Source organism: Actinokineospora sp. NBRC 105648 (assembly GCF_030269645.1).
In the GTDB taxonomy this organism is placed as follows: domain Bacteria; phylum Actinomycetota; class Actinomycetes; order Mycobacteriales; family Pseudonocardiaceae; genus Actinokineospora.
The window spans coordinates 1-1900 of record NZ_BSTR01000101.1 but is presented as its reverse complement, the minus strand read 5'-3'; the positions used below and the strand labels follow the sequence as shown (position 1 = coordinate 1900).

Genomic DNA, 1900 nt, shown 5'->3' with positions numbered 1-1900 from the left:
CACCGACGACGCCGACAACGGAGCCTCGGGCGACTCACCCCAGTCGAGTTTGAGACCATCTACAAGGCCGCTCAGGCGGCTTGAGAACCATCAACCCCGAGTGTCAACCGAACCCGGGGCAGTCCCGCGGGGGTAATCGCATCCGTCGCTGATCCGGTGGGACGAGCACGGTCGGTTTTGTTTTCGGGGTAGGTGCTGAATGTCCGGAGATGGGGCGCATTGTCACACCGCCTCCACCGGCCCTCACGACGATCGCAGTGACCGACGCCCAATGAGCCGGTGTTGTGGCTCGACCCCGGTGGTGTGCGGGCCGCCTACGGTCGAGGGTCTCTGCTCCAGAGGCTGTCGCCTCGATGGCCGGGTGGTGACGGTGATCGGCCGATTCGAGCCGCCCGGGGGGCGAGGGTGCGTGGCCGACCGAGTGGGATGTGGTGCGGCATCCGGACATGCAGAGCGGTGAATTGCCGAGGTGGGTCGGGTCGTGATGCCCGACGGCAGTCCCCTTCCATGGCCTGGAGCCCCCGCGGCGAGTGGCCGGTCCGTCCTGCCCTGTTGATCGTTGATGATCCCTGTTCGTCTACAGCGCCGACGGCACCCGCCTGCTCCGCCGCGACCCTACCCACACCACGCTGTATCTGGGATAGACTGAACCGGAGTGCAACCGCGCGAACAGCACCGTGACCGGCACCCGCTACTACTCACACACCGGACGCTCGATCGGCGTACGCACCCCGTCGAGTCTGATGTGGATGGTGGATGATCAGCACGACAGCGTGAGCTTCCCCCTGTGGCCCGGACACCTCGTCTGAGGTGACCTGTGGTCACCAGGGAGGATGTCCTCGTGCCCGCACCACACCCGCCTGAGTTCCGTCGTCGTGCTGTCGAGTTGGCCCGTGAGGGGAGCAAACCAGTCGCTGAACTGGCGAGGGATCTGGGATCAGCCAGTCCTGTCTGCGGAATTGGATGGTCCAGGCCGACGCCGACGAGAACGGCGGCGGTGCTCGGTTGACGAGCGCGGAGAAGAAAGAACTCGCCGAGCTGCGCCGGAAGAACCGGCAGCTTGAGATGGAGAACGAGATCCTGAAGCGGACCGCCGCTTATTTCGCGCGGGAGAACATACTCCCAAAGTAGTCTACCCGCTGGTCCGTGAGTTGGCCGACGACAATATCGTTGTCGCGGTGGCCTGTCGGGTACTGCGTGTGTCCCGTTCCGGATATTACGAATGGCGCGACCGGCCACTCTCGGATCGCGCCCAGGAAAACGAGTTGCTGGTGAAACATATCGAGCAGATCCACGCCGATTCCCGTGGCACTTACGGGTCGCCGCGGGTGCACGCCGAACTCACGCTCGGTTTGGGTCTGCCGGTGAACCGGAAACGAATCGCCCGGCTCATGCGCGAGGCCGGTATCCAGGGTCTCTACCGGCGCCGACGTTCCTGGACCACGGTGCGTGACCCGGCGGCCGAGCCTGCCCCGGACCTGGTCAACCGCCACTTCACCGTGGACGTCCCGGACCGGTTGTGGATCACCGACATCACCGAGCACCCGACCGAGGAAGGGAAGGTCTACTGCGCCGCGGTCATGGACGCATATTCCCGACTGATCATCGGCTGGTCCATCAGCCGGCACATGCGCCGAACTCGTCACCGACGCGCTCGGCATGGCCGTCATGCGACGCACACCCGGGAACGGCACCACGATCCTACATTCCGACCACGGTTCGCAAGGTGAGTTCAACTGGTCGTCGCAACACCTCGATGACGGAGGTGGTCGTCGATGGCGACGGCGGACTGGAGCAAGAAGACCAGCGATGCGCCGGAGGGTGCTCGTCGGCAGTGGCGCGCGGATCGGGCGCTGCGGCCCGCGATGCGCTCGCCCGGGCGGCCTGAGCCTTCGCGGGC

The 1900-nt window shown here is 65.6% G+C and carries 2 protein-coding genes; both read left to right on the top strand.

The features are described 5' to 3' along the window. Positions 1-963: 963 nt before the first annotated feature. Positions 964-1131, top strand: coding sequence for a hypothetical protein (locus QSK30_RS36535; protein WP_285509993.1), 168 nt, complete (start codon positions 964-966; stop codon positions 1129-1131). 20 nt (positions 1132-1151) lie between these two features. Then, entirely contained in the window at positions 1152-1730 is a 579-nt protein-coding gene (locus QSK30_RS36530) for an IS3 family transposase (protein WP_285509992.1), read from the top strand. Positions 1731-1900 lie beyond the last annotated feature (170 nt).